General features: G+C 63.6%; 20 protein-coding genes and 2 pseudogenes. 6 read left to right on the forward strand and 16 right to left on the reverse strand.

The genetic code is table 11. From position 1 onward, the window contains the following. Positions 1-24: 24 nt before the first annotated feature. The 10 genes and pseudogenes from prmB to dapC form a co-directional block, all read right to left on the reverse strand. Complete coding sequence (gene prmB / locus ACQ4MM_RS06900; protein WP_431476698.1) at positions 25-915, reverse strand: 50S ribosomal protein L3 N(5)-glutamine methyltransferase; 891 nt, start codon at positions 913-915, stop codon at positions 25-27. A 10-nt stretch (positions 916-925) separates the two neighbouring features. Beyond that, positions 926-2059, reverse strand: a complete 1134-nt coding sequence (gene dapE, locus ACQ4MM_RS06905) for a succinyl-diaminopimelate desuccinylase (RefSeq protein WP_431476699.1) — start codon at positions 2057-2059, stop codon at positions 926-928. After that, entirely contained in the window at positions 2056-2409 is a 354-nt protein-coding gene (locus ACQ4MM_RS06910; protein ID WP_431476700.1) for an ArsC family reductase, read from the reverse strand. The genes dapE and ACQ4MM_RS06910 overlap by 4 nt, the downstream gene beginning before the upstream one ends. A 104-nt stretch (positions 2410-2513) precedes the next feature. Then, a complete protein-coding gene (locus ACQ4MM_RS06915) occupies positions 2514-2957 on the reverse strand; it encodes an acyl-CoA thioesterase (RefSeq protein WP_431476701.1) in 444 nt (147 codons plus the stop codon). Beyond that, on the reverse strand, positions 2954-3349 hold the full coding sequence (locus tag ACQ4MM_RS06920) for a hypothetical protein (protein ID WP_431476702.1): 396 nt from the start codon (positions 3347-3349) through the stop codon (positions 2954-2956). Before ACQ4MM_RS06920 ends, ACQ4MM_RS06915 begins: the two co-directional genes overlap by 4 nt. A 2-nt stretch (positions 3350-3351) precedes the next feature. Beyond that, the gene (locus tag ACQ4MM_RS06925; RefSeq protein ID WP_431476703.1) at positions 3352-4890 is read right to left on the reverse strand and encodes a helicase HerA-like C-terminal domain-containing protein; all 1539 of its coding nucleotides are present in this window, start codon (positions 4888-4890) and stop codon (positions 3352-3354) included. Between the two features lie 42 nt (positions 4891-4932). Then, complete coding sequence (locus tag ACQ4MM_RS06930) at positions 4933-5703, reverse strand: PEP-CTERM sorting domain-containing protein (RefSeq protein ID WP_431476704.1); 771 nt, start codon at positions 5701-5703, stop codon at positions 4933-4935. Between the two features lie 182 nt (positions 5704-5885). Continuing rightward, positions 5886-7025, reverse strand: coding sequence for a PilT/PilU family type 4a pilus ATPase (locus ACQ4MM_RS06935; RefSeq protein WP_431476705.1), 1140 nt, complete (start codon positions 7023-7025; stop codon positions 5886-5888). A 24-nt stretch (positions 7026-7049) separates the two neighbouring features. Further along, positions 7050-7871 (reverse strand): 2,3,4,5-tetrahydropyridine-2,6-dicarboxylate N-succinyltransferase, encoded by an 822-nt coding sequence (gene dapD, locus ACQ4MM_RS06940; RefSeq protein WP_431476706.1) that lies wholly within the window; start codon positions 7869-7871, stop codon positions 7050-7052. Next, positions 7868-9086, reverse strand: a pseudogene (gene dapC / locus ACQ4MM_RS06945) (succinyldiaminopimelate transaminase). Before dapC ends, dapD begins: the two are co-directional and overlap by 4 nt. 89 nt (positions 9087-9175) lie before the next feature. On the opposite strand from dapC, the gene ACQ4MM_RS06950 reads away from it, so the two are divergent. After that, on the forward strand, positions 9176-10999 hold the full coding sequence (locus ACQ4MM_RS06950) for a DUF4153 domain-containing protein (protein ID WP_431476707.1): 1824 nt from the start codon (positions 9176-9178) through the stop codon (positions 10997-10999). Here ACQ4MM_RS06950 and ACQ4MM_RS06955 read toward each other — a convergent pair. After that, positions 10996-11742, reverse strand: coding sequence for a Mut7-C RNAse domain-containing protein (locus ACQ4MM_RS06955; RefSeq protein ID WP_431476708.1), 747 nt, complete (start codon positions 11740-11742; stop codon positions 10996-10998). The two genes, ACQ4MM_RS06950 and ACQ4MM_RS06955, sit on opposite strands and share 4 nt — an antisense overlap. Positions 11743-11745: 3 nt before the next feature. Next, entirely contained in the window at positions 11746-12135 is a 390-nt protein-coding gene (locus ACQ4MM_RS06960; RefSeq protein ID WP_431476709.1) for a MerR family transcriptional regulator, read from the reverse strand. Between the two features lie 60 nt (positions 12136-12195). On the opposite strand from ACQ4MM_RS06960, the gene ACQ4MM_RS06965 reads away from it, so the two are divergent. After that, positions 12196-12585, forward strand: a complete 390-nt coding sequence (locus tag ACQ4MM_RS06965; protein ID WP_431476710.1) for a hypothetical protein — start codon at positions 12196-12198, stop codon at positions 12583-12585. A gap of 18 nt (positions 12586-12603) precedes the next feature. Beyond that, entirely contained in the window at positions 12604-12993 is a 390-nt protein-coding gene (locus ACQ4MM_RS06970; protein WP_431476711.1) for a VOC family protein, read from the forward strand. Here ACQ4MM_RS06970 and ACQ4MM_RS06975 read toward each other — a convergent pair whose 3' ends face one another. After that, a complete protein-coding gene (locus ACQ4MM_RS06975) occupies positions 12994-13956 on the reverse strand; it encodes a dipeptidase (RefSeq protein WP_431476712.1) in 963 nt (320 codons plus the stop codon). It abuts the gene before it with no gap. Between the two features lie 93 nt (positions 13957-14049). Between ACQ4MM_RS06975 and ACQ4MM_RS06980 the strand changes: the two genes are divergently transcribed. After that, positions 14050-15306, forward strand: a complete 1257-nt coding sequence (locus ACQ4MM_RS06980) for a DEAD/DEAH box helicase (RefSeq protein ID WP_431476713.1) — start codon at positions 14050-14052, stop codon at positions 15304-15306. A 125-nt stretch (positions 15307-15431) separates the two neighbouring features. Here ACQ4MM_RS06980 and ACQ4MM_RS06985 read toward each other — a convergent pair whose 3' ends face one another. The 3 genes from ACQ4MM_RS06985 to ACQ4MM_RS06995 are packed head-to-tail and all read right to left on the reverse strand — an operon-like array spanning position 15432 to position 17825. Continuing rightward, positions 15432-16091, reverse strand: a complete 660-nt coding sequence (locus ACQ4MM_RS06985) for a hypothetical protein (protein WP_431476714.1) — start codon at positions 16089-16091, stop codon at positions 15432-15434. After that, positions 16088-17053, reverse strand: a complete 966-nt coding sequence (locus tag ACQ4MM_RS06990; RefSeq protein ID WP_431476715.1) for an MlaD family protein — start codon at positions 17051-17053, stop codon at positions 16088-16090. Before ACQ4MM_RS06990 ends, ACQ4MM_RS06985 begins: the two co-directional genes overlap by 4 nt. 4 nt (positions 17054-17057) lie before the next feature. Continuing rightward, positions 17058-17825 carry an ABC transporter permease gene (locus tag ACQ4MM_RS06995; protein ID WP_431476716.1) on the reverse strand — a complete coding sequence of 256 codons (768 nt, stop codon included), beginning with the start codon at positions 17823-17825 and terminating at the stop codon, positions 17058-17060. 49 nt (positions 17826-17874) lie between these two features. Here ACQ4MM_RS06995 and ACQ4MM_RS07000 point away from each other — a divergent pair, with 49 nt between their 5' ends. Continuing rightward, on the forward strand, positions 17875-19041 hold the full coding sequence (locus ACQ4MM_RS07000) for a M16 family metallopeptidase (protein WP_431476717.1): 1167 nt from the start codon (positions 17875-17877) through the stop codon (positions 19039-19041). Continuing rightward, positions 19008-19563 (forward strand): annotated as a pseudogene (locus tag ACQ4MM_RS07005) (insulinase family protein); the annotation flags it as partial. The gene ACQ4MM_RS07000 and the pseudogene ACQ4MM_RS07005, both read left to right, overlap by 34 nt.

Below are 19563 nucleotides of genomic sequence, written 5' to 3' on the forward strand. Positions count from 1 at the left end.
AGGGTCAGACACCGTCTTGCCGGTTTAGATTTTGAGTTGGTCAGCGGTGAGCAGGAACACCATATCGTCGCCCTGGCTGGTAGTCAGCCAGGTCAGCCCCAGGTGACCGAAAGCCGCTTCCGCAAACTCTTTCTCGTTGCCGATTTCAACAATCAGCAAACCATCGTCGGTCAAACGTTCAGCCGCGCCGGCCACGATCTTGCGTACCAGGTCCATGCCGTCCGCGCCGCCGTCCAGGGCGATTTGCGGCTCATGCAGGTACTCCTGCGGCAGCTTGGCCATCGACGAAGAATTCACGTACGGTGGATTGGTGATGATCAGGTCGTACTTTTTACCTGCCGGGACGTTGGCATACAGGTCCGACTGGATCAGCTTCACGCGGTCTTCCAGCTTGTAGGTCTCGACATTCTTGCGCGCCACTTCCAGCGCATCGCCTGAGATGTCGACCGCATCGACTTCAGCGTCGGGGAACGCATCGGCCATCATGATCGACAGGCAGCCGGAGCCGGTGCACAGCTCCAGGATGTTCGAAACGTTCTCGGCATCGTTGACCCAAGGCGCGAAATAGTTCGGGATCAGTTCCGCGATATACGAGCGTGGCACGATGGTGCGTTCATCGACGTAGAAGTTGTAAGTGCCCAGCCAGGCTTCATTGGTGATGTAGGCAGCCGGCACGCGGTCATTGGCGCGGCGCTCGATCACGGCCAGCACTTCGGCGATTTCTTCCGGTTGCAGGCGCGCGTCCATGAACGGCTCCAGGCGGTCCAGCGGCAGGGCCAGGGTGTGCAGGGTCAGGTAGGCCGCCTCATCGTAAGCCTCGGCGCTGCCGTGGCCGAAGAACAGCTTGGCCTTGTTGAAACGGGTGACTGCGTGGCGAATCAGGTCGCGCGGGGTGGTGTACAGGGTGGTATCCATAGTGTTCTTCTTAGCGCAGGAGGTTTTCCAGGGTGCGGCGGTAGATGTTCTTCAGCGGATCGATAAAGCGCACTTCGATGTGCTCATCGATCTTGTGGATGCTGGCGTTCGGGGGGCCAAATTCTATCACCTGGGGGCAGATCTGGGCGATGAAGCGCCCGTCGGAAGTGCCGCCGGTGGTGGACAGTTCGGTGTCGACGCCCGTTTCATCCTTGATCGCATGGCACAGTGCTTCAGACAGCGTGCCGCGCGGGGTCAGGAAGGGCAGGCCCGACAAGATCCAGTCCAGCTGGTATTCCAGGCCGTGCTTGTCGAGAATGGCGTGCACGCGTTCGCGCAGGCTCTCGTGCGTGGAAGCAGTCGAGAAGCGGAAATTGAAGTCGATGTGCATGTCGCCCGGGATCACGTTGTTGGCGCCGGTGCCGGCCTTGATATTCGACATCTGCCAGGACGTCGGCAGGTAGTACTCATTGCCGTGGTCCCAGACTTGCGCCACCAGGTCGGCCAGCGCGGGCGCGGCCAGGTGGATAGGGTTCTTCGCCAGTTGCGGGTAAGCGATATGACCTTGCACGCCCTTGATGGTCAGGCTGCCCGACAGCGAACCGCGGCGGCCGTTCTTGATCATGTCGCCCAGGGTCTGGTCGGAGGTCGGCTCGCCGACGATGCAGTAATCGATGCTCTCGTTGCGCGCCTTCAGCTTTTCCACCACCTTGATGGTGCCGTCGGTGGCCGGGCCTTCCTCGTCGGAGGTGATCAGGAAAGCGATCGAGCCTTTATGATTCGGGGTCGCTGCGAGGAACTCCTCGCAGGCGACCACCATCGCGGCAATCGAAGTTTTCATGTCGGCGGCGCCGCGGCCATACAGCTTGCCGTCGCGGTGGGTCGGGTAGAACGGCTCGGACGACCATTTTTCGACCGGGCCGGTTGGCACCACGTCCGTGTGGCCGGCAAACACCAGCACCGGGCTCTCGCTACCCTTGCGCGCCCACAGGTTGGTCACTTCGCCGGAAACGATGGTCTCGCATTGGAAGCCAAGCGGCTCCAGCCAGGATTTCAAATGGTCCTGGCAGCCCTTGTCGTCCGGCGTAACGGATTCGCGGCCCAGCAGCTTTTCGGTCAGGTCGAGGGTGCGGGACGCGCTCATGCTGCGAAGATTTCCTGGTACATGGCGTCGTTAAAGCCGACGTGGGCCTTCGGGCCGGCGCCAACCAGCACCGGGCGCTTGATCACGGACGGGTTTTCCAGCATCAGGGCGACAGCGGCATCGGCGCCGGTGATGGCAGCCTTGCGCTCGTCGGGCAGGGCGCGCCAGGTGGTGCCCTTCTTATTGACCAGCACTTCCCAGTCCAGGGTTTTCAGCCAGGTGCGCACGGTGGCCTCGTCCAGGCCTTGTTTCTTGAAGTCGTGGAAGGTGAAGTCGCGCTGCTGGCCAGCCAGCCATACGCGGGCTTTCTTGACGGTGTCGCAGTTGGGGATGCCGTAGAGGGTAATCATTCGGAAAATATTGTTGTGCTGTGGCCGCGCTGCGGCCGGAGGACGACATTATATCGTGCGGCAGGGGCGATAAACCGTGTCTCTTTTGGCAATGTTTCCTGCTCTTACCCGGCGCTGAAAGCGGGCACGTACACCTCGCTGAATTCCGGCGGCAGCCGTTTGGGGCGGCCGCTGGAAAGCTCGATACATACCAGGTCCCAGCGGGCGCGCAGCACAGTTGTGTTATCGCGCTGGCGGACCAGTTGGAAGCAGCGCTGCATCGATAGCGGGCTGTCGCCAGGGAGCAGCCAGGTGCCGAGTAGCAGTTCTTCGCCCTCGTTGGTGGCGAAGATGTAATCGAACTCGCTGCGGCGGATCGCCATGCCGCGGTCCAGCCGCTTGTAATCGGCCAGCGTCAGGCCCAGGGAGTTGGAATGCGCCCAGCCAGCTTCCTCGCACCAGCGTACGTAGACCGCGTTATTGGTGTGATCGAGTCCGTCGATATCGCCGGCTCGCGGTGTGACCGGCAAGATGAAGGGAGCCGGCCGGTCCCATTGCGGCATCGTCATGGTCGGGGCGCCAGCACAAGTGCAGGCTTGATGACGTAGGTGTCGTAACCGCCCTTGGTCTTGGCCCAGCCGCGCCAGGTATCCTGGAATTCGATCTGCTCCGTGTAGTGAGCGATGCCGCCGAATTCCACCTTCAATTCAATGCAATCTTTCGTAGCGACTCCAGACACAAGGCGACGGTGGGGCGGGCTGTTGGCATAAATCACGTCCGATGCATTGAACTTTTCCCCAATGTCGGCGATCGCGGGCTGGGGCTTTTCAAAGCGCCCCAGCAAGGACAATACGTCCTTCGGCAAGTCGCTTAGTGAAACGATAGGCCGTGCTGCGTCGGCATTGCAGGCTTGCGCCTGCAATGCCGGCAGGAGTGCGAACAGCAGAACGGCAGCCCGCACAATCAGCGCTTCTTCAGGATCGAACCGAGCACGCCGCGGATGATCTCGCGGCCCACTTGCGAGCCGATGCTGCGGGCGGCCGACTTGACCATTGCCTGCACGGCGGTGTCGCGCTTGCTGCTGCCGCCGAACAGGCCGCCCAGCACGTCGCCGAAGATGGAGCCGCCGCCGCTGTCGGCAGGGGCTTCGGCTGGCGCCTGAGCGGTGCCGCGGCCGGTCGGGGCGCGGCCGCCAGGGGCCGGAGTCGTGCCGCTGCCGGCGTTGGCTACGCGGCTAGTCAGTTTTTCATACGCCGACTCGCGGTCGACGGCTTTCTCGTACACGCCGGCCACAACGGAACTGGCGCGCGCTGCCTGGCGTTCGGCAGGGGTGATCGGGCCGAGCTGCGATGCCGGCGGCAGCACGAAAGCGCGCTGCACGATCTGCGGCGTGCCTTTTTCGTCGAGGAAGGACACCAGCGCTTCGCCCACGCCAAGTTCGGTGATCACCTGCGCCACGTCGATCGCAGGATTCGGGCGGAAGGTCTCCGCTGCCGATTTGACCGCCTTCTGGTCGCGTGGCGTATAGGCGCGCAGCGCGTGCTGCACCCGGTTGCCGAGCTGGCCCAGCACAGTTTCGGGAATGTCGAGCGGGTTCTGCGTGATGAAGAATACACCAACGCCTTTGGAGCGGATCAGGCGCACCACCTGTTCGATCTTTTGCAGCAGGGGCTTGGGCGCTTCCGCAAACAGCAGGTGGGCTTCATCGAAGAAGAACACCAGCTTCGGCTTATCGAGGTCGCCCACCTCCGGCAGGTTTTCGAACAGTTCGGACAGCATCCACAGCAGGAACACGGCGTAGATGCGCGGTGCGTTCATCAGCTTGTCGGCCGAGAGGATGTTCACCACGCCTTTGCCTGCCGCATCGGTTTGAATCAGGTCGTCGATGTTCAGCATCGGCTCGCCGAAGAACTGCTCGCCGCCTTGCTCTTCAATCGACAGCAGGCCGCGCTGGATGGCGCCGATGCTGGCTGCGCTGACGTTGCCATAGCTGGTCTTGTAGTCGGCGGCGTTGTCGCCCACGTGCTGCAGCATGGCGCGCAAGTCCTTGGTGTCGAGCAGCAGCATGCCGTTGTCGTCGGCGATCTTGAACACCAGTTGCAGCACGCCTTCCTGGGTATCGTTCAGGTTCAGCATGCGCGCCAGCAGCGTCGGGCCAAGGTCGGAAATGGTGGCGCGCACCGGGTGGCCTTGTTCGCCGAACACGTCCCAGAAGGTGACGGGGCAGCCAGCCCACTGCGGGGTTTCCAGCTTGAGCGCTTCCAGGCGCTTGGCCATTTTCTCGCCCAGCACGCCGGGCTTCGCCATGCCGGACAAGTCGCCCTTGATGTCGGCCATGAAGACCGGCACGCCGATGTCGGACAGCGACTGCGCGATGCGCTGCAGCGTGACCGTTTTACCGGTGCCGGTGGCGCCGGTAATGCAGCCGTGGCGGTTCACCAGGCTGGACAGCAAATCGAGGGAAAGGGCGTCGGTTTTGGCGATCGGCAGGGCGGTGCTCATAGGGGCGGAATTTCTTGTTGATATGAAATTCCGATCATACCATCAGGCATGCCGATATCGACTCCGGGTAGCGGACAGTGCAGCGAGGCCAAGCACTAGCAGCGCAAATGTCGCGGGTTCAGGGATCGCTACCGTCGTGGCTTGGTATTCCGCTCCGGCGCCGGACAGTATGGTGGTGCCTGCCGGGACCAGGAATTCCAGCGTTGCCGTATTGCCGAAATGGGCAAAGCCGCCGAATGTACCGCTGACTTGCAGCAGGGCTTCGAGCGAAATGGGTACGCCGTAATCCAGCGTGAACGTTGCCGTCAGCGCGGGTCCGCCGGCGCTTGCCTGAAGCTCGGGAAGGTTGCCGAAAAAGTCGGCGACCAGGGCGGTATTCTGCCCGTTGACGGTCAGGGAAACCGTCATGCTGGCGGAAGTGCCCTGCGTTTCCTCCCCCCTGGCCCCCAGCGTGCCTTCGAAATGCAGGACTACAGTGACTTCCTGCGGACCGCTAAGTCCGCCCAAAGTGACCGTATCGCTGAACTGGGCCAGCGACGAGCCGGTACTCATGCTGATAAAGCCGCCACCTGGCGTACCGCTATATGAACTGTCCACGCTGGCTTTCAGCACACCGTAGCCGGCTTGCGCAAAGATGGCCCCGTACTGGTCGCTGAAGGTGAGCGGCGTTGTGTCCTGGCCAGTTGCATTGACGACGGTGGGACACGCTGCGCCGCAGGAGAAGTAGGAAATACTCGACAGTAAGGACGCCTTGGCCAAGGATCCGCTCAACAGCAAGGAGGTCAGCAGGAATAGGCGTAGCAAGGATTTCATGATCCCCTCCGGTCCGGGCACGACAGTCGATTGCTTTTTGGAGGTGACGCAAGAAATGCACCAGAATAACTAAATTCCATGAATTCAGTTACTTATGGTTGCAGCTTTGTTGGGACGGGGTGTAGGTGTAAAGATTTGCGACACGGCGGGCAAATAATGCCCGCCGCATGCGCCGGCCAAGCTCAGGAGTTCAGGGTGAACTCGGTGAAGTTGGCGTCGGACGGGGATTGCAGTTCTTCTTCCTCGACAGGAGGTGGCGCTTCCATGCCGTGGTTCAGCAGCCACAGCAAGTTGGTGGCGGAGTCGGCATTGGCCAGCGCCTCTTCCTTGGTGATGGCACCTTCCATCACCAGCTTGTACAGCGCCTGCTCGAACGATTGCGAGCCGGGCGACAGGGATTTCTCCAGCGCTTCCTTGATCTGGCCGATCTCGCCTTTCTCGATCAGGTCCGAGATGTAGCGGGTGTTGACCATGATTTCGACCGCTGGCGTACGGGTGCCGCCGCCGGCCGAGCGGATCAGGCGCTGCGACACGACAGCCTTGATCGTCGAGGACAAGTCCTGCAGCAGGGCAGGGCGGTTCTCGATCGGATAGAAGGAAATGATACGGTTCAGCGCGTTGTACGAGTTGTTCGCGTGCAGGGTTGCCAGCACCAGGTGGCCCGACTGTGCATACGCCATGGCCGACGCCATGGTCTCGCGGTCGCGGATCTCACCGATCAGGATGCAGTCCGGCGCCTGGCGCATCGAGTTGCGCAGCGCGGTGTAGAAGTCCTTGGCATCGCTGCCGATTTCGCGCTGGTTGACGATTGACTTCTTGTTGCGGAACAGGTACTCGATCGGGTCTTCCAGCGTCAGGATGTGGCCCGAACGCAGTTCATTGCGGTGGTCCAGCATCGACGCGATGGTGGTCGACTTGCCGGAGCCGGTGGCGCCCACCAGCAGCACCAGGCCGCGTTTTTCCATGATCAGGTCAGCCAGCACCGGCGGCAGGCCCAGTTCGCCCAGCGGCGGGATGCTGGCCGGAACGAAACGGAAGACGGCGGAAATGCTGCCGCGCTGGCGGAAAGCCGACAGACGGAAGCGGCCCAGGTTGGGCACGGAGATACCCATGTTCAGCTCATTGGACGTGGCCAGCTCTTCCACTTGCTCGGGCGAACAGACTTCGGCCAGCAAGGCCTCCAGGTTCTCGGGCTCGAGCTTTTGCTGGTTGATCGGGATCAGAAGACCGTTGATCTTCAGATGCACCGGCGAGCCTACGGCAAAAAACATGTCCGAGGCGTTTTTTTCCTTCATTAGCTGGAACAGGCGGTCCATAGCCATTTTTTGGATATCTCCTTGTTACGGTTAAACGCCGCGCAGCAATTCGTTAATGCCTGTTTTGGCGCGGGTTTGCGCATCGACGCGCTTGACGATCACGGCGCAGTACAGGCTGTACTTGCCGTCAGCCGACGGCAACGAGCCCGAAACCACCACGGAGCCGGACGGCACACGGCCGTAGAATACCTCGCCAGTGGTGCGGTCGTAAATCTTGGTGGACTGGCCGATGTACACGCCCATCGAGATCACCGAGTTTTCTTCGACGATCACGCCTTCCACGATCTCGGAACGGGCGCCGATGAAGCAGTTGTCTTCGATGATGGTCGGATTGGCTTGCATTGGCTCCAGCACGCCGCCGATGCCCACACCGCCGGACAGGTGCACGTTCTTGCCGATCTGTGCGCAGGAACCCACGGTGGCCCAGGTATCAACCATCGCGCCTTCGTCGACATAGGCGCCGATGTTCACGTAGGAAGGCATCAGCACCACGTTCTTGCCGATGAAGGAGCCGCGGCGCGCCACAGCTGGCGGCACCACGCGGAAACCGCCCTTGGCGAAATCTTCGGCCGAGTAGTTGGCGAACTTGGTAGGAACCTTGTCATAGAACTGCATGGTGCCGTCGGAAGGCATGACCACGTTGTTCTCCAGGCGGAACGACAGCAGCACGGCCTTCTTGACCCACTGGTTGACTGCCCAGGCGCCGTTCTCTTTCTGGGCGACGCGCAGCGAGCCGTTGTCCAGGCCAGCCAGCACGTGGTTGACGGCGTCGCGCACTTCGGCAGTGGCGTTGGATGGGTTGATCTCGGCGCGGTTGTCCCACGCGGTTTCAATAATTTGCTGGATGCTCATGATTTCTTCAGTTGATTGCAGAATTGGACGATACGGCGCGCCGCTTCCAGGCCTTCCTCGGTCTCGGCAACCAGCGCCATGCGGATGCGGTTGCGGCCCGGGTTGCTGCCATGGGCGTCGCGCGCCAGGTAACTCCCCGGCAGCACGGTGACATTGTACTCGGCGTGCAGGCGGCGGGGCGAATTCGGTGTCGGACAGGCCGCTGCGGGTCACGTCGGCCCACAGGTAGAAGCCGGCGTCCGGCATTTGCACGTCCAGCACCTCCTGGATAAGGGGCGTGATGGCGGCGAACTTGGCGCGGTATTGCGCGCGGTTTTCTTCGACATGGGTTTCGTCGGACCAGGCGGCGACAGAGGCGGCCTGCACATGCGGGCCCATGGCGCTGCCGTGGTAGGTGCGGTACAGCAGGAATTTCTTCAGTACTTGCGCGTCGCCGGCCACGAAGCCGGAGCGCATGCCCGGCACGTTGGAGCGCTTGGACAGGCTGGAAAACACCACCAGTCGCGCATATGGTTCGCCTTCCTTGGTCAGGCCAAGGATATTGGCGGCCTGCATGGCGCCCAGCGGCGGCTCGTCGCTATGATAGATCTCCGAATAGCACTCGTCGGCGGCGATGATGAAGTCATAACGTTCCGACAGCGCGAACAGGTGCTCCCAATCGGTCAGCGTCAGCACGGCGCCGGTCGGGTTGCCCGGCGAGCACAGATACAGCAGGCGCACGCGCTGCCAGACTTCCTCCGGCACGCTGTCGTAATCCGGGGAGAAGTTGCGGTCCGGGTCGGAATTGACGAAATACGGCTCGGCGCCGGCCAGGAAAGCCGCACCTTCATAGATCTGGTAGAACGGGTTGGGGCACATCACCAGCGCGCCGGTATCGGGTGCGATCACCGTCTGTGCAAACGAAAACAGCGCCTCGCGCGAGCCGTTCACCGGCAGCACCTGGGTGGCGCGGTCCAGCGTCGGCAGGCCATAGCGGCGCTCCAGCCAGGAAGCGATCGCATTGCGCAGCGCCTCGCTGCCGGCGGTCACCGGGTAATTGGCCAGGCCGTCCAGGTTATCGATCAGCGCCTGGCGGATGAAGGCCGGGGTCGGGTGCTTCGGCTCGCCCATGCCCAGGCTGATGGGCTTGAAAGCGGGGTTGGGCGTGCTGCCGGCGAAGAGCTGGCGCAGTTTTTCGAACGGGTAGGACTGCAGCTTGTCGAGATGTGGATTCATGGCGCATACGGCTGGTTGAGCCATCGATTATAGCCGTACTGGGCAACAGTGGCGTTGCTGCAAAATTGACAAGAGGATATGATCGATACATGGAAGCCACAACCCCCGAATCCGACCTGTTGGCGCAGGAAGCTGTACGCGACGCCGCCGTAACCCGCCGAGTCGGGCAATTGCGCCTGATCACCGGCCTGCTGCAAGGCGGTCTGTTGTATTTTTTATATCACTCCCGGCAATCAGGCGCTTGGCCGGCCAATCATCCAATGCTGTATTTGCCGCTGGTGCTGGCCGCGATCGTGCTGCCGGTGCTGCTGATTTCCAGCCTGGGCCACCTGGAACGACGGCCGTTGGCCTGGTGGCTGGGCGCTGCCGCCGTGGTGCTTGCCGCGGTCGGCATGCACGACGCGTGGCGCAGCGCATTCGACCATGCGCCAGTGCTGCGGCCAAGCTTCCTGCTGTTCCCATTTTGTATAGGCTTTTTCTTCGTCGCCCACAGCCTGGTGATGGCCGGGGCGCACGACCGGCGCTGGGTCGCCCATTACGCCACCTGCTTTGAAAGCGCCTGGAAGCTCGCCATCCAGCTTTTGTTTTCCGCCCTGTTTGTGCTTGGCGTATGGCTGGTGATGTGGATGGGGGCGGCGCTGTTCGGGCTGCTGAAGCTGGATTTCCTCGAGACGCTGCTGCTGAAGTCCTGGTTCTCGGTGCCGCTGGTGTGCCTGGCTTTTTCCAGCGCCATGCACACCACCGACGTACGGCCGGCCATCGTGCGCGGCATCCGTAGCCTGCTGCTGGTGCTGAAAGCGTGGATCCTGCCGATCGCCGTGCTGCTGGTTGGCGGCTTCCTGGCTTCATTGCCGTTTACCCGGCCTGGAAGTGCTGTGGCAGACGCGCCACGCCACGGCTGTGCTGCTGGCAAGTTGCGCGGTGCTGGTGGTGTTGGTGAATGCCGCCTTCCAGGCCGGCGACGCGGCAGCCGGGCTGGCGCGCATCGTGCGCCTGCTGCCCGGATGGCGTGCTTCCTGTTGCCGCCGCTGGCGCTGCTTGGCGTCTACGCGCTCGGCCTGCGCGTGGCCGATTACGGCTGGACGCCGGACCGCGTCATTGCGGCGGCTTGCCTGGTGGTGGCCTTGTTCTATGCCGCTGGCTACCTGCGTGCGGCCGTGCGCCGTGGCGGACCCTGGCTCGATGGCCTGCGCCAGGTGAATATTGCGTCAGCATTCCTGGCGCTGGCGGTGTCGCTTGCCATGTTCACGCCGGTGGCCGATCCGGCGCGCATTTCGGTGGCCGACCAGGTGGCGCGCCTGGCGCGCGGCACCACGCCGGCCGAGAAGTTCGATTACGGATTCCTGCGCTACCATGGCGCGCGTTATGGCATGGAGGCCTTGCAGGCGCTGGCCGCGCGCGGCACCGGCCCCAAAGCCGATGCGGTGCGCATTCGCGCGGCCGACGCTCTGAAGGAACGTTATGAGGACAGGACGGCAGCCCGGTCACCGGCCCCCGCCGGCGGGCCGCCCAGCCTGCGCGTGTGGCCGCAAGGCGCGCAATTGCCGGCTGGATTCCTCGAGCAGGACTGGATGAAGACGTGGCAACCGTATCCGCCGCCGGGATGCATGCGCGGCAATGGCACCCGCTGCGACGCTATCGTGCTTGACGGCGATGGCGATGGCCGGCCGGACGTGCTGCTGCTGGGCGAGGAAAGCGGCGATGGTGCTGCGCTGCTGTCCAAGCGAAATGGCAAGTGGCAGGTCATTGGACGGCCGCCAATGTGGCTGGCCGGTTGCCAGGGTTTGCAGGAGCGTTTGCGCACTGGCCAGTTCAAGCTCTCCACCACGGCCTTGCGCGATATCGAAATTGGCGGCCAACGCATCGTCCTGCTACCGCCGGAACCCGAGCTGCTCGATTGCGCGCAGCGTTAGCCGCCGTCCACGCCCTGGCTCTCCAGCAGCGTCTTCATGCGGCGCCAGTGCGAGCCGCGCCAGAATATGCCCTGGCACACATCGCAGGTCAGGAATTCCTCCTGCGACGCGCGCACCGATGGCGGCAACTGCGCCGCCACAGCGGCCTTCGACACCTGCCGTAGCGGCGCGTTGCAGGCCAGGCACAGCGTGAATGGCCGCGCGCTGGCCGCCAGGTCGAGGCGCTGGAAAAGCTCGGCAAACTGCGCAGCAGGCTTCAAGGCCCGTACATAACAGCCGTGCGTGATGCCGCGCCGCTTCAACAGATCGCGGTCGCGGGTGAGGGCGACGCGGCCCTCGTCTCCAGACAGCGAGGCCACGGTAGGATCGTCGATCCGGTTGTCGTACAGCGTATCGAATCCCGCCATGCGCAGCAGCCGCGCCAGCCCGCCCAGATGGGCGTCCGCCACAAAGCGCATCACGCGCAAAGGCTCGGCGCGCACCCGCAGCAGTGGCCGCACGTCGAACGCCTCGAACTTGGGATAGACTGCCACCCGGTCGCCATCGCACAGCATGCGCTCGAAGCCGGAAGACTCGCCATTGACCAGGATCAGTTCCACCTCGGTATGCGGCACGCCGAGCGCCTCGATCATGTGCTTGGTGGTGGCGGCGCGCGCACACGGCACCGTGAACTCGATCTTGCGGCGCGCGCGCGGCAGGAAGTCGTTCAGTTCTTCGTAGAAGCGGAAGGTGGCGCTGACCATGGCTCAGTATACGGCTGCCGCGCCGGCGCGCAGCGGGCAGTCCTCCATCTGTGCGCTGAGGCGGCGTGCCAGCTCGCCGCGCAGTTCCTGCAGGCCGCCGATGCGGCGGTCAATCTCGGCCAGCTTGGCCTGCAGGGCCGCACGCAGCGCAGCAGCGGTGGCCGCGCTGTCGCGCGCCGGCGCCGCCAGCAACGGCAGGTCGGCCTCGATTTCCTGCAAGGTAAAGCCCAGCGCCTGCGCCATGCGGATATAGCGCAGCCAGTCCGCTGCTTCCTCCGGATAGTCGCGGTAGCCGTTGTCGCTGCGGCGCGCGGCCAGCAAGCCGCGCCTTTCGTAATAGCGCAAGGTATCGCGGCTGAGGCCCGTGGCCTCGGCCAGTTCGCCGATCTGCATCCTGCTGCTCCCAAAAAGTGCTTGACCATGGAGTGTACTCCAAGGTTTAAGCTGCGCAGCATGAAAACTCCAAACATCCGGAAACTGGTGCGCGCCAGCGCCGCCTACGACCTGCTGCTCACAGCACCATTCGCCACCCCATGGACCTTTGCCATCGCCCACGGCCACCTGTCGGCGCTTAACCAGGCGCTTGGCGGCCCGCCGCTGCCAGCCTTCGGCAGCATGCACCTGCTGTTCGCCTGCCTGATGGGCAGTATCGTGCTGGTGTGGTCCTGGCTGCGCCTGCGCGACCCGCAACCGCAGTTCGCCACCTATGACGGCAGCGCACGCTTCATGTTCAGCACCTGGTTTGCCTGGACGCTGGCCGGCGGCGGCCTGCCGCTGGTGTGGCTGTTCATCGTTCCCGAATTCGCATGGGGCGTCGCCAGTGGTATGCTGTTCCTCCGTTGAGCAAAAGGGGAGAGTGACATGCAAGCGCAACCTTTAATTGCTGTCAGCAACGTCGAAGCGACCAGCCGCTGGTACCAGAACACCCTGGGCCTCACGAGCGGCCATGGCGGCAACGAGTACGAGCAATTGCTGCACGACGGCCGCATGGTGTTGCAATTGCACCGCTGGGACGCCCACCACCATCCGCACATCGGCAACCCTGAACAGCGCCCCTACGGCAACGGCGCGCTGCTGTGGTTCTGGACCGACGATTTCGACGACGCGGTCGAGCGCGCCAGCGCGGCCGGCGCAACGGTGCTGGAAGGACCGAAGGAAAACAGCAATGCGCAGCACAGGGAATTGTGGCTGCGCGATCCGGAAGGTTATGTGGTCGTGCTGGCCGGGCCTTACGGCGACGTCGGCATGTAGTTACAGCCAGGTGTCGCGCGCCACGCGCAGCATATTGCGGCCCAGGACTTGCTCGATTTCATTGGGTGCCATACCCAGCTTGCGCAATTCCAGCGGCAGCGAGCGCCAGGCATAGATCGGCACGAACGAGGGCGAACGGCCGGCGCGGTAGCCGGCCGACTCCGGCCACCACCACGCCGGATTGAAGCCGCCAGGCGGCGTATCGTCCAGGTCCTTTTCCCTGAAACAGAGATCCAGGCCGACCCCGGCGTGTGCCACGCCCACCAGGTCCGCCACATAGGCCACATGGCGTGCCACGTCGGCCGCGGTCGGCTGCTCAGTACCCAGGAACCAGGACAGGCCCGACACGCACACTACGCCGCCGGTCGCAGCGCAAGCCTGGATCTGCTCATCGGTCACATTGCGCCCATGCGGCACCAGCGCGAAAGGATTGGCATGGCTGAACACCACCGGCTTGTTGGACGCGGCCATGATCTCCAGGCTGCACAAGCGGCCGGTGTGCGAGCAATCGACGATGATGCCCGCGTCGTTCACCGCTTGCAGTACCCGATGGCCCAAACGCGTCAGGCCGCGCGCCGTGTCGTGGCAGCCATCGGCCACATTGTTGTTGCGGTTATAGGAGAACAGCATCTGCCGCACGCCCAGGCGGGCATACACTTCGGCCATTTCCGGCTGCTCCATGAGCGGCATCGCCCCTTCAAGGTCAAATCCGATGGCCAGCACGCCATCGGCCGCGGCCTGGATCACCTCATCCACGCCGGACACCAGGCGATAGCGATCCGGACTGGCGGCGATGGTGGCGCGGAATCCGGCGATCACCGACATCACCTGCGCAACCGGATTCATGTCGGCGCCCACATTGACCGAGACATAGTTCACGCCAGCGGAATGAAGCTGGCTAAGCGGGGAAAAATCCGCCTGCGGATGCTGCGGCAGGCAGAGGTGGGCGTCCCAATTGATCATTCTTCTGTAAATGTTGGTAGTTTGATAGCAAACGTATAGTCGCACGAAACCCGGCGCAAGGTATACTGCCGGCTTCTCCAAACCAAGCACGCCATGACATTTTCCAACCTGGGCCTCGCGCCCGCACTGCTCAACGCCATCACCGAGACCGGCTACAGCACGCCGACCGCCATCCAGTCCGCTGCCATTCCACCCGCCTTGCGCGGCGCCGACGTGCTGGGGCAGGCGCAAACCGGTTCCGGCAAGACGGCCGCCTTCGCGCTGCCGCTGCTGAACGCCTTGCTGGAGTCGGGCCGCCACGGTGCCGGCCCGCGCAAGCTGTACGCGCTGGTGCTGGCGCCGACGCGCGAACTGGCCGCGCAGGTTGGAGAGGCATTGCGCGGACTGGCGTCCCATTTGCCGTCGCCGGTCAAGGTCTCGGTAGCCTTTGGCGGCGTATCGATCAACCCGCAAATGATGACGCTGCGCGGCGGCACCGACATCATGGTTGCCACGCCTGGCCGCCTGCTCGACCTGGTCGAACACAATGCCATCCAGCTGGACGGTACCTCGGTACTGGTGCTGGATGAAGCGGACAAGCTGCTGGACATGGGCTTCGCCGACGAAATCGCCCGCATCATGGCACTGCTGCCGGCGCGCCGCCAGAACCTGTTCTTCTCCGCCACCTTCCCGCCGGCCGTGCAGGCGCTGGCGGACAAGCTGCTGCGCGACCCGGTGCGCGTCGCCACGCTGGACGATGCCGCCCACGCCCCCGATATCACCCAGCGCGCAATTGAAGTCGACCAGTCGCAGCGCACCTCGTTGCTGCGCATCCTGCTGAAAGAGCAGGGCTGGCGCCAGGTGCTGGTGTTTGTCGCCACCAAGTACGCCTCCGAGCACCTGGCCGACAAGCTGCGGCGCGGCGGCGTGGCAGCGGAAGCCTTCCATGGCGATTTCAGCCAGGGCGCCCGCACTTCGGTGCTGAACGACTTCCGCGAAGGCAAACTGAAAGTGCTGGTCGCAACCGACGTTGCCGCGCGCGGCATCGACATCGCCCAATTGCCGGTGGTCGTGAATTACGACCTGCCGCGCTCCCCGGCCGACTACACCCACCGCATCGGCCGCACCGGCCGCGCCGGCGCCTCCGGCCTGGCAATCAGCTTCATCACGCCCGAAGCCGAACAGCACTTCCGCCTGATCGAAAAGCGCCAGGACGTGCGCGTCCCGCGCGAACGCCTGGCCGGATTCGAACCCAGCGAGGAATCGCCGCCGCTGCCGCCCGGCGCCAACGACGGCACCGGCGGCATCAAGGGCAAGCGCAAGAGCAAAAAAGACAAGCTGCGCGAAGCCGCCGCCAAAGCCGCCAGCTAACAACAGCCGCGCTCGTGTCACACCTTGGGGTCACACCCGAAGTGTGACACGCTCTCATCCATGGAAATGCTTGAGGCCGTGTCACACTCGGGGTGTGACCCCACGGTGTGACACGGCCTCGGCTGTTATGGGGTGGTGGCGAGCTTGATGCGGCGGCGCAGGCGCTCGGCTTCGGTGCTGTCGCCGGCTTGTTCGGCGCGCTGCAGCTGGACGTTCAGCCACGCCAGCACTGCGCGGCGCCAGCCTTGGGCCGAGGCGGTGTTGATCGCCGTTGTCAGCAGATCCGGCGTGGCGCGGTTGGCGCGCATCAGGGCGCCTGCGGCGACCATTCGGGACAGCGGGTCCCCGATGGCGGCTGCTGCCGACGCGGCAGCGGTGTCGCTCGTAGCGGCAGCAACCGCGCGTTGCGGCTCGGGCAGCAGGGCGGCATCGGATGGCGTGGCGCGTCCCGCCAGGTAACGCGCATAGGCCTGGTCGGCCGCCGCAGCATCCGGCTGTAGCGGCGTGAAGCCGGGACATTCCTCGAACACCAGCGCCGCCACCTGCACCGCGCAACGCAGCAACTCGATCCGGATCGCCAGCGCGGGCTGGGCGGTGCTGCCGACCTGGCTGCGCGCCAGGCTGAATTCGCGCTCGGCGACTGCTGTCTTGCCTTCCATGTAGGCCGACGTGGCGCGCTCGCTGGCGCCGGCGGCGTTCAACTGCCAGTCCGGCACGCGCGGCCCGCTGCTGCATGCGGTCACCAAAACGGCAGCCAGTGCTGCGGCGAATATGGTCGTTCTCATGGGAGCTTGATCTCCGGTTCGCTGCGCTTGAACGGCCATTTGCGGTTCAGCTCATTGATCATCTGTTCCACCTTGCGCAGGTTGGCGTCTACCTCTGCGCGCAGGGCGCCGAGGTCTTGGGTGGCCTCGCGCGTGTTGGCGCCGACGGCTTGCGCTTCCACCAGCACCGCATCGAGCTTCTTCAACGAATTGCGCGCATCGGCCAGCAAGGCATTCAGCTGCTGCACCGCTGCCTGGGTATCGTTGGCCAGGCCCTTTTCGCCGAACACGCGCTTGTCGGCGTTGCCCACCAGGCTGTCGGCCTTGATCACCAGCGAATTGGCGTTGCGTAGCAGCTCGCGCGCTTTCTGGTCTTCTCCGGCCAGCACGCCGAGCGCGCCGCCCGGGCCATTCAGTTTTTCGGTCACGCCCTGCACGTTGCGCAGGCTGGTGCCCAGGGCGGATTCTTCCTCCGTCAGCGCCGCCAGGTTGTTCAGCAAATCCTTGGCCGATTGCAGCAGGCGCGGGATCTCGGCCGCCATATCGCCTACCAGCAGGGCGCGTTCGGCATCCGGCGACAGCGGCGGATCGGCCGGAATACCGGTAAAGGCGCGCAGCTTGGCGCCGCCCACCAGGCTCTTTTCCAGTGTGAAGATACTGCTGGTACGCAGCCAGTGGGCGTCCTTGCGCGGCACGTCGACCAGGATGCGCGCCTTGCCGTCCTGCGCCAGCTCGATGCGCTGCACGCGCCCGATCGGGAAGCCGGCGAAGGTCACGTCCATGCCGACCGTCACGCCTTCGGAATCGTCGGCAGTCAGCACCAGCCTTTGCGTCGGCTCGAAAGCGCCGCGCGCGTACATCAGGTAAATGATCGCGCCCAGCACCAGGCCGACCAGCAGCACCAGCAGGGCCACCGCCTTGGCTTCCGCGTTATGGATCGGCGCTGGGTCGGGGCCGGAAGTTGGGGGAGTCGTTTCGCTCATATCGTCAATAATAATTACCCATCAGGGATGCCGCTTCGACCACCAGGATCACGGAAAACATGCGCACCATATCGGCCAGGCCGTGCGCGATGCCGATGCGCCGCAGCGGGCTGGAAGCGCCGGTGTAGTAGGAAGAAGCCAGCGGGATCACTGACACCGCCAAGCTGAAGAACACTACCTTCAGCACCAGGATCAGGCTCACGGCCGGATTGAAAATCTGTCCCACTACGCGCGTATAACCTGGCAGCGCCCATGGAGTGAAGCCATACATCACCAGGTAGGCCAGCACCAGGGTTAGCAGGCAGCTTACTGCAGCCAGCATCCATACCGCAAATACGCCGGCTGCGGCACGCGGATAAAACTGGGTGCGCAGGGCCGCGCGGGCATCGGGCGCATGGCCGGCCAGCCTTTGTTGCGCGAATTCGACGCCTGCCGGCAGGGTAGTGCGCAGCGCCACGAACAGCGCTGCCGTCAGCGGCACCAGTTCCAGCACCAGCACCCGCACCACCATTTCCAATGCATAGCGCGACAGGCCGTAGCTGGCCGACGTGACCACAACGATACGGATGATGACGAGGCTGATCAGTGCCCAGAGCACGGAGAACCAGGCCAGGTTGACGGTGGTGGCAACGACGATCTGTTCGGACAGCATGCGCCGGTTATCGCGCCGGTAGCTGGAGGGCGCCATGGCGCGCGTCAGCAGCAGTGCGGCGAACTGCAGCAGCTGCCACCAGCTGGTCAGCCATGCGATTGCAGAGCGGTGAGCGTTCATGGTTGGCATACTAGCATTAAGGATGACCTATGGTGTATCGTACTATGTTATGAAACTACTAAAACTGCTGCTGGCAGCGACCCTGGTGTGCTGCTCTTTTGCGGCTTTTGCCGCCCCCGATCCCGCTACGCTGCTGCCGCTTGATCCCCAGATCAAGACCGGCAAGCTGGCGAACGGCCTTACTTACTATATCCAGCGCAACCGCCGCCCGGAAAAACGCGTGGAGCTGCGCCTGGTGGTGAAGGCGGGTTCGGTGCTTGAAGACGAGGACCAGCTTGGCCTGGCCCACTTCACCGAACACATGGCCTTCAACGGTTCCACCCATTTCAAGCGCCACGAACTGATTTCGTGGCTGCAGTCGGTGGGCGTGAAATTCGGCGCCGACCTGAATGCCTACACCAGTTTCGACGAGACGGTGTACATGCTGCCGATCCCGGTCGACAAGAAGGAAAACCTGGACAAGGGCTTGCTGGTGCTGGAAGACTGGGCACAGGGCGTGACCTTTAACGATGCCGACGTCGAAAGTGAGCGCGGCATCGTGCTGGAAGAACTGCGCCTGGGCAAAGGCGCGACCGATCGCATGAACAAGGTGCTGCTGCCGAAGATCTTCAACGGTTCGCTGTATGCGCGCCGGCTGCCGATCGGCAAGGAGGAAGTCCTGAAGTCCTTCAAGCCGGACGCGATCCGTCGCTTCTACAAGGACTGGTACCGCCCAGACCTGATGGCGGTGATTGTGGTGGGCGACGTCGACCCGATCGAGGCGGAGAGCCTGGTTGCCCGCCATTTCTCGAAGCTGGTAAATCCTGCCAAGCCGCGTCCGCGCATCTACCAGCCGATCCCGGAGCGCAAGGAATCGGAAGCCATTGTAGTGACCGACCGCGAAGCGCCGTCCAACCTGGTGACGATCCGCTATCCCTTCATTGAGCGCACAGAGTCGAAAACTGTCGGCGAATACCGCACCCGCATGGTGGAATTGCTGTCGGCCGGGTTGCTGAGCCAGCGCATCGCCGAACTGTCGCAGCAATCCAATCCGCCATTCCTGCAAGGCTATAGCAATATGGCCAAGGCGGTGCATGGCTACCAGGCTTTCGTATCGAGCGCCGTGGTGGGCAAGGCTGGCGCCTTACCTGCCATCCGCGCCTGGTGGAGGAAGGCGAACGTGCGCGCCAACTCGGTTTCAACATGGTGGAGCTTGAGCGCGCCAAAAAGAACATGATGCGCTTCATGGAGAACCTGTACAACGAGCGCGACAAGTCCGAGTCTTCTGCCTATGTGAGCGAGTTCACCCGCCATTTCCTGGATGGCGAATCGATGCCGGGCATCGAGAACGAATACGGCTATTACAAGGACTTGCTGCCGGGCGTAACGCTGGAGGAGGTTAACGCCCAGGTGCGCAGCGCGATCCCGGTCGGCCAGAAGAAACTGGTTATCTTCATGGGCAACGACAAGTCGGGGACCGTGGTGCCGCAGGCAGGGCAGATGCTGGCCACTGTGGATGAAGCCGAAAAGGCCACCATGTCGGCGCATGAGGAAAAGGCGTTGGCTGCCAGCTTGATGGCGCAGCCGCCCAAAGCCGGCCGCATTGTCAAGGAAACCGCCGACAAGCAGCTGGGCACCACTGAGCTGCTGCTGTCGAACGGCGTGAAGGTCGTGCTGAAGCCGACCGATTTCAAGAACGACCAGGTCCTGATGACGTCTACCCGCTTCGGCGGGCAGTCGCTGGCGGAAGAGGGCGATA

The sequence above is a fragment of the Massilia eburnea genome (assembly GCF_050709955.1).
GTDB lineage: Bacteria > Pseudomonadota > Gammaproteobacteria > Burkholderiales > Burkholderiaceae_D > Rugamonas > Rugamonas eburnea_A.